Annotated in this window: 3 protein-coding genes and 5 pseudogenes; 6 read left to right on the top strand and 2 right to left on the bottom strand. The window is 60.2% G+C overall.

All coding sequences use genetic code 11. The features are described 5' to 3' along the window. Positions 1-264: 264 nt before the first annotated feature. Positions 265-882, top strand: a pseudogene (locus IAG25_RS40595) (IS256 family transposase); the annotation flags it as partial. Between the two features lie 614 nt (positions 883-1496). Further along, positions 1497-1700 carry a hypothetical protein gene (locus tag IAG25_RS40590; protein ID WP_187609835.1) on the top strand — a complete coding sequence of 68 codons (204 nt, stop codon included), beginning with the start codon at positions 1497-1499 and terminating at the stop codon, positions 1698-1700. A gap of 485 nt (positions 1701-2185) precedes the next feature. Here the strand turns inward: IAG25_RS40590 and IAG25_RS40585 are convergent. Further along, a pseudogene (locus IAG25_RS40585) lies at positions 2186-2425 on the bottom strand (helix-turn-helix domain-containing protein); the annotation flags it as partial. 162 nt (positions 2426-2587) lie between these two features. Between IAG25_RS40585 and IAG25_RS40580 the strand changes: the two are divergent. The 4 genes and pseudogenes from IAG25_RS40580 to IAG25_RS40565 all read left to right on the top strand — a co-directional run. After that, positions 2588-3109 (top strand): annotated as a pseudogene (locus IAG25_RS40580) (IS110 family transposase); the annotation flags it as partial. After that, positions 3108-4289: pseudogene (locus tag IAG25_RS40575) on the top strand (IS21 family transposase); the annotation flags it as partial. The pseudogenes IAG25_RS40580 and IAG25_RS40575, both read left to right, overlap by 2 nt. After that, entirely contained in the window at positions 4286-5119 is an 834-nt protein-coding gene (gene istB, locus IAG25_RS40570; protein ID WP_187609833.1) for an IS21-like element helper ATPase IstB, read from the top strand. The pseudogene IAG25_RS40575 and the gene istB, both read left to right, overlap by 4 nt. A 201-nt stretch (positions 5120-5320) precedes the next feature. Continuing rightward, positions 5321-5743 (top strand): annotated as a pseudogene (locus tag IAG25_RS40565) (IS110 family transposase); the annotation flags it as partial. Between the two features lie 325 nt (positions 5744-6068). On the opposite strand, the gene IAG25_RS40560 reads toward IAG25_RS40565, so the two are convergent. Then, positions 6069-7475: an ISNCY family transposase gene (locus tag IAG25_RS40560; RefSeq protein WP_187609831.1), complete on the bottom strand. Its 1407-nt coding sequence runs from the start codon at positions 7473-7475 to the stop codon at positions 6069-6071. Between the last annotated feature and the right edge of the window lie 268 nt (positions 7476-7743).

The raw sequence follows: 7743 nt of genomic DNA, 5'->3' as shown, positions 1-7743 counted from the left end.
CGCCGAGTTTTGCGATCCATAGCACGACCTGCGTCAGCGTTGGAAGCCGAGCAGGCAACGTCGTCGTGTTGTGTACGCGGCAATACAATGCGCGCCATTCAAGTGGTTGAAGCAGCACATCGCATGGCAGATCGCCGTCTATTCCGGCCAGCAACGTCGCGTACAAGATGCGCCAACTGATTACGGCAAATAAGGCGGTGGTACGCGAGCCTGTCAGATTTTTAGTGTGCCGAGGTCATGAGACGATAAGGGGAATAACGTCCTATGACCGAAGCAACCGTGACAAAGAAGAACCAGAGCACAAAGGCACCGAAGCTGTTTCCCGATGAGCTAATTGACCAATTGCTTGCACAAGTTCAGGGCAAGGATGCCGAGTCGGTCCTGGGCGAATCGGGTCTGGCCGGCCAACTCAAGAAGCGGCTGGCCGAACGCATGCTCGCGGCCGAGCTGAGCCACCGTCTGGAAGCCGAGACCGAGCAAGGCAAGGCTGGCAATCACCGCAACGGCACTAGCACGAAGACGGTCCTGACGCCCAACGGCGAACTGAAGCTGGATATTCCGCGCGACCGGCAGGCGACGTTTGAGCCGCAACTGGTTCGCAAGTATCAACGCCGGCTGCCGGGTTTCGACGACCACGTCATCAGCATGTATGCGCGCGGCATGAGCGTGCGCGAGATTCAGGGCCATCTGCTGGAGCTGTACGGGCTGCAGGTGTCGCCCGATCTGATTTCGACGGTCACCGACGAGGTGCTGGCTGAGGTCGAGCAGTGGCAGCAACGCCCGCTCGAGGCGATGTATCCGATCGTGTACTTTGACGCGCTGCGACTGAAGATCCGCGACGAAGGCACCGTCAAGAACAAGGCTGTGTATCTGGCGCTCGGCAACGTTGGGTAATCTTCTGGGGCGTCGATAGCGCGGTGGGCGCAAGCTCACCGGCGCGCATCGCAACGTTAGGCGTGCGGTGCGTGCGACCGTGCTACCCGAACCTGGAATCTTCAATTCAGTGAAGCCCAGCACCGGCGCTGCGACGATCGTCTCCCACAGAAACTTCTGCGGATGCGCCACCCTGCGATTCCAGCTCGCACGAACTAGCCAGTCGACGCCAGCAGGGCGATCGGCCCTGAATACGTCGTAGATGTCTCCCTCACGATCGCATACGCCAATGCAATGCGTCTGCGGACAATGCGCTTTGAGCGCGCTCAGGTGTTCCAGTCCTTCAAGCCATTTCGCGCTTTCCTTCTCCCGGATCGTGCGCCGCCTGCGCAACTCGCCCTTACCGCGCTCCTCGGGTGTACGCGTCCAGGTCTTCATGCCCAACACACCCAACGGCAACCCTTCCGGGGTGACCGCCAGCATGCTATGCATCATAAAACCGCGAAGATTATGGCCTGCGCAATGGCCTAGATCCTCGCGCACAACCGCGCGGGCGCCGCGCAATGCGGCTGGAAACCGACCGGCAGGTGATGTGGCGCATATCAACCGCAAAGGAATAGTTCATGGCATCGGATCTGAAATACAGCGTCGCGCTCAAGAATGCTCAGCAGGATCAAATCACCTCGAAGGTCGGCACGAGTGGCGCGTACGACTTCTACGACGGCTCGAATCCGTCCGGGCCGGACACCGCCATCACCACGCAGAATCTGCTCGCGACGCTTTTGTGCAGCTCGACGTTCGCGCCGGCTGCAGCGATGGCGTTGTGACGGCGAACGCGATCAGCAACGGCACGGGCACGGTGGCGGCAGGTGCAGGAAAGACTGCGACGTGGTACCGCCTGCGCACGTCGGCGGGTGTCGCCGTCGTCGATGGCACCGTCGGCACGAGCAACTGCGATCTGAATCTCACTTCCGCGGTAAGGCGCAGGCCGATCCGCGCGTGCGTGCGGGCGGTAGGTGGTGAACGAAAAAAGCCAGCGATTAAGTTGGCTTCCTCTTGCCGGTACGCTGCCGCAACGGCACTCGGGCAATCGCGCCGTGTCCTGCGCTCGCACAGGCCCAGTCGCTCGGCAGCCCGCACCATCGTCAGCCGATGCTCGCAGACTGCCTCGATCACTCTGATGCGTTCGAGTTCGTGCATAGTCGCCGTGATGAAACCTCGCTCGTTCATGGCGGAGCCCCGTGAAGACGCTTGCGCTCAGCGTGCGCCTTCAGGGGACAAAACCGGACGTTTCTTATATGGTCAACGCCTACGCGCGGCAGATCGTGTCATCGGGCAACTGGTGATTGCTTGGGCGGTTGCGGCGCTTCGAGATCAGCCCCGCGTCACCCTCGACTCGATAGCGATTGGCCAGGCGCTCGACCTGCCGCCGACTCATGCCCAGCCGCTCGGCGGCACGCCAGGTCATCAGCCGTTCATCGACGACGGCTTCGACGACCTTCAGCCGATCGACTTCGCGCATGGTCATGGTGATCGTCTCGATCTCGCTCATGGCTGGCCTCCGCAGCGTGCGAAAACCAGCCCTGCTTGCCCTCGAAATACCCTGCGGTGCGACATCTGTACTTTGCTCAAGTACGACATAATGAAATGGCCAGCCCGATCCCAGCGATCGTCCTACGATGAGAGGTTCGATCAAACGTAGAGGGAGGGTGACATGGACGAGGTCACGCTGATCGGCATCGATCTGGGCAAACATATTTTTCATCTGCACGCGCAGGATGCGAAAGGCCGTCAGGTGTTTCGCAAGAAGCTCTCACGCGCACGGCTGATTCCATTCTTCAGCAACCTAAAGGCAGTTACCGTGGTCATGCAGGCGTGTGCCGGCTCACATTGGCTCGCACACAAGCTCAATGCGATGGGACATCGGGCGAAGCTGATCTCAGCTCAGTTTGTGCGGCCTTTCGTGAAGAGCAACAAGAACGACTACATCGACGCCGAAGCGATCTGCGAAGCCGCTTCGCGGCCCGCCATGCGCTTTGTCGAGCCAAGGACTGAAGCGCAGCAGTTACTGGCGGCCTTGCATCGCACACGCGAGGGTCTGGTCAATGAACGCACGGCCACAATCAATCGCATTCACGGCGTACTACTCGAGTTCGGCATTGTCCTTCCGTTATCGAAAGCCACGCTACGCCGGCTGCCGGATCTGCTTGCGGTCAGTGATTTGCCACCCCGGTTGGCGCGCCCTCCATGGCGAGGATCGTGACGTCATGTTTCGCCAGGTACACGAGCCCGGTCGCCTCGCGTTGTCCGACTTCACCGAGATGGACAGCCTCGGTGTGACAGTGGCGGGTGTCGCGCTGGAGCACCGTCTGTACCATTTCCGATTGGCCTGCTCGGGCTTTGAACACGCTCACGTCATTCTCGGCGGCGAGAGCTATGTCGCACTGGCCGAAGGGCTGCAGAATGCACTTTGGGCACTCGGTGGCGCGCCACGCGAGCACCGCAGCGACAGCCTGTCCGCAGCGTTCCGCAATCTCGAACTCGAAACGCGCGACGATCTGACCACCCGTTACGAAGCGCTGTGTGTTCATTACGGCATGCAGCCTACGCGCAACAATCGTGGCATCGCCCATGAGAACGGCGCCATCGAGAGCCCTCACGGCCACCTCAAGAGCGCAGTGCGTGATGCGTTGCTCCTGCGCGGCAGTAACGACTTCGTGGAACTCGAAGCCTATCGCCGCTTCATCGACGAGATCGTCGGTCGCATCAATGCGCGTAATGGCAAGCGCATTGAGGCTGAGCGGGCGCTGCTTCAGCCGCTGCCGGCGCAGCGTACGAGCGACTACGAGGAAACGCGTGTGTACGTCACCACCACCGGCGGCTTCGTCCTGCGCAAGGTCTTCTACACTGTCCCTTCTCGGCTGATCGGTCATCGCCTTCGCGTGCGGCTGTACGACGATCGGCTAGAACTGCTTCTGGGCAGTACGGCTCTGATGACGCTGCAGCGCGGTCGTCCGGGTCCGAATGGTAAGCACGGTCACGTCGTCAACTACCGGCACATCATCCACGCGCTGCGCCGCAAGCCCATGGCGCTGCTCAACTTGGTCTACCGCGATCAGATCTTTCCGCGCGAGGCGTATCGACTGATCTTCGATCGTCTGCTCGAACAGCTACCGGAGCGTACGGCATGCAAGACCATGGTCGAACTGCTCAGCCTGGCTCACGAGCGCAACTGCGAGGCGCAGTTGGCGCGGGCGCTCGAGCAATACCTGGCTGACGGACAACTGCCTGATCTCGACGCATTGCGTTCGCGTTTTGGAGCGAAGTCCGCGAGCATGCCGCAGGCGAACGTCCTGGTGGCTTCGCTGCGCGACTACGAAGCCCTGCTTGGTGTGGAAACGGAGGTGGCAGCATGAACTACGATTTCGACGCAACCCGTCTGTCGCTGCTGCTCAACGATTTGCGGCTGCCCGCCATCAAGCAGATCTGGTCAAGCTTTGCCGAGCGCTCCGACACTGAAGGCTGGCCAGCGGCGCGCCTGCTAATGGCGCTGGCCGAACACGAGATCGCCGAGCGTGACCGACGCCGCGTCGAACGCCACCTCAGGGAGGCCAGGCTGCTGCCGGGCAAGACGCTGGAGAATTTCGACTTCGACGCGGTGCCGATGGTGTCTAGGGCGCACGTCTCGGCGTTATGCGCTGGCGACGGCTGGTTGCGCAACGGCGCCAATTTGATTTTGCTCGGGCCGCCTGGGGGCGGTAAGTCGCACTTATCCTCAGCCATCGGACTGAGCCTGCTGGAGACAGGCTGGAAGGTCCTCTTCGCCCGAACTACCGACCTCGTACAGCGGTTGCAGATCGCGCGCCGCGAGTTGGCTCTGGAGTCCGCCATCAATAGGTTGCATCGCTTCGATCTACTTATCTTAGACGACTTCGCGTACGTCAGTAAGGATCAGGCCGAGACGTCAGTGCTGTTCGAGCTCATCAGCGCCAGGTATGAGAACCGTTCTCTTCTGATAACGGCAAATCAGCCATTTGGCGACTGGAACAAGGTCTTCCCCGATCCGGCAATGACGCTGGCCGCCGTCGACCGGCTGGTCCATCACTCGACGATCCTTGAACTCAACGTCGAAAGCTACCGCCGACGTACCGCCCTTGAGCGCAAGCAGCAGGGAAAGGGACGACCGGCCACTATGGCTACACCCAAGAACGTCAGCGTGTCGCCGCACCCGGAGGACACACAATGACCAGCAACTCAACTGCAAGTCGTAGGCAACCTCACCGATTGACGCGCTTCTCATCTTGATTGACGCGCGGCATGCGACACGTGCCAGCGTCAATCAACAAACCCTTGCCAGCGTCAATCAAGATCGGCATCATGAACCTCGCCGCGACATTCTCATCTTGTTTGTCGCGCGTCTCTCATCCAGATTGTCGCGCCACAGTCGCAACTGCGTGAAGACGAGAATGCGGCCCGATTGCTGTCGATTCCTGGCATCGGACCCATCACGGCAAGCCTTCTCGCGTCGGAGATTGGCAACGTCGCACAATTTGCCGATGGCCGGAACTTTGCAGCCTCGATCGGGCTGGTGCCGCGGCAGCACAGCACGGGTGGACGAAGCGTGTTATGCGGAATTAGCAAACGTGGCGACAAGCACCTGCGCCATCTGCTCGTGCAGGGCGCGCGGGCTGTTATTCAGCGCGTAGAGAAGCGTACTGACCGGCTGGGCGAATGGATTCGCTCAATGCTGATGCGACGGCACTCAAACGTAGTCGCGTGCGCCGTCGCCAACAAGCTCGCGCGTATCGCTTGGGCAGTGCTGACTCGACGCACCACCTATGATGGCACGCGCATGCGGCACGTAGACTGATTTATCGCTTCACCAACTAGGTTTTGCGACTGCTGGAAATTTGATGATCCAACGGCACAGCGACCGTACGAACAACCTGACAAGTGTACAGCTCAAAAAAGCTGCCGACATTATGAGGATCGACCGGTGCGGTTTTCATCTCGGAACATTGATTCCGAATAGATTTGCGCAAGCCATGAGGGCGTCGAAACCGGAGGTTGCAAAATTCGGGCTGGCCATAGATTACAACTTTGCCGTAACAATCAATGTCACGGCCAGATTGAAATGTCGGGGTGCGGGCTCGTTAGAAATGTCCGGGTCTAGGGCTTGTTAATCCTTCTTCAGATCATGATTTCCCCACCACGGCTGCCCGTTCTCGCGCGGAACTCAACACAGCCGCGTTGAGTTGTTCCAAGGTCAGTTCGCGCTGCGTGCGCGTGCCCACCTTGCGCTCCTTCGGCCGTGGCGCCATGCCTTGGTTGGTACGCGAGGGCATGCCCGAAGCGCAGCGATCGTCGCGCTCGGCCTGCAGCACCTGAGCGACTTGCAACGCGTGTCCAAGCCGTTTGTTCTCGACTACCGGCCCCTGATCGATCTCGGAAAGCCGATCGTATCGACGATAGGCGAGGGCCGCCCCATTCACGCGAATCTCGATGCGTCCATCCGGGTACTCGAAGACGTCGAGATACTGGTGGATCAGCGCGCGGTTCTGCGCCGTATCGTCGAGCATGTAAATGACCCGGTCGTATTGAACCGTCAACACCTTGGTCACGCGCCGCGCCACGCGTGAGGTCAGGATCAACTCGATGTTCTCGGCGCTTCTGAGCGCGCGATGGGCATTGAACGCGCTTCTTGGAACCTTGCCAAAGCGGCCGTTGAAGTCGGCGCTAAAGTGGGGCGCGTAAGCGTTGGCGTCCTCCTGCGTGTTGATGCCACGTAGGCGCAGTTCCTTCACCAGCCGATCCTGCAAGGTCAGATTGGCCCGCTCGACGCGTCCCTTCGCCTGGCTGCTATTGGCGCACCAGGTATCGATGTTGAGCTCAAACAAAGCCCGTCCAAATTGCGTGACGCCTTTGCCAGCGGCCTCGGCGTGGTTGTTGCAATGAAATATCGCAGCCTTGTCGCTGTAGAGCGCAAGCGGCTTGCCATGCGCTTCGAGATACTTGCGCATGGCCTCGAAGTAGCTGAAGGTCGACTCGGTCGCCGTAAAGTGCAGGGTCATCAGCCGGCCCGTCGCGTCATCGATAAACACCAGCAGCGTGCAAGCCGGTGCGCGATCCTCGAACCAGCGATGATCGCTGCCATCGATCTGAATCAGTTCACCCAGACACGATCGGCGGTTCCTCGGCTGGTGTAGCGTCGGTGGACGCTGCTTGCGCGGAATCCAGAGCCCGGCATCGCGCATCCAGCGCCGTACCGTTTCCTTGCCCAACTCGATGTTGTGACATTCACGCAGCTTCTCGCAGGCGAGCGTCGGACCAAAATCGGCATAGCGCTCGCGCACCAGCGCCATTGCCCGGGCGCGCAGGTCGACGGGTAATTCGCGATTACTCGGCTGTCCGCGCTTGCCCGAGATCAACCCCGCCGGACCACTCGCGGCATAGCGGTGAGCCAGACGGCTGATCTGGCGCTCGCACAGGCCCAGTCGCTCGGCAGCCCGCACCATCGTCAGCCGATGCTCGCAGACCGCCTCGATCACTTTGATGCGTTCGAGTTCGTGCATAGTCGCCGTGATGAAACCACGCTCGTTCATGGTGGAGCCCCTTGAAGACGCTTGCGCTCAGCGCGCGCCTTCAAGGGACAAAACCGGACATTTCTAATGAGCTCAAACCCGACATTACTTATATGGTCGCCTCCCATTTGCAAGGTAATTGTGCGTGGCGAGGAGGGTGGTTGCGGACTTATATCCGTACATGGACTCCCGCCTATGAGCAAGATCGGTGTGCATTTTCGAAGGTCTTGACTGCGTCCGTACATTCGGCTTCAGATGTGCCTGCCATCAGCACGAGCCATCATGGAAG

The organism is Caballeronia sp. EK (assembly GCF_014384845.1).
Taxonomy (GTDB): Bacteria; Pseudomonadota; Gammaproteobacteria; order Burkholderiales; family Burkholderiaceae; genus Caballeronia; species Caballeronia jiangsuensis.
Note: the sequence above shows the minus strand (reverse complement) of the source record. Positions and strands in the feature narration are given on the sequence as shown.

Bases quoted from the DNA above. Each gene is read 5' to 3' on its own strand.
- istB (WP_187609833.1), top strand. From the start codon at position 4,286: ATGAACTACGATTTCGACGCAACCCGTCTGTCGCTGCTGCTCAACGAT.
- IAG25_RS40560 (WP_187609831.1), bottom strand. From the start codon at position 7,475: ATGAACGAGCGTGGTTTCATCACGGCGACTATGCACGAACTCGAACGC.
- IAG25_RS40590 (WP_187609835.1), top strand. From the start codon at position 1,497: ATGGCATCGGATCTGAAATACAGCGTCGCGCTCAAGAATGCTCAGCAG.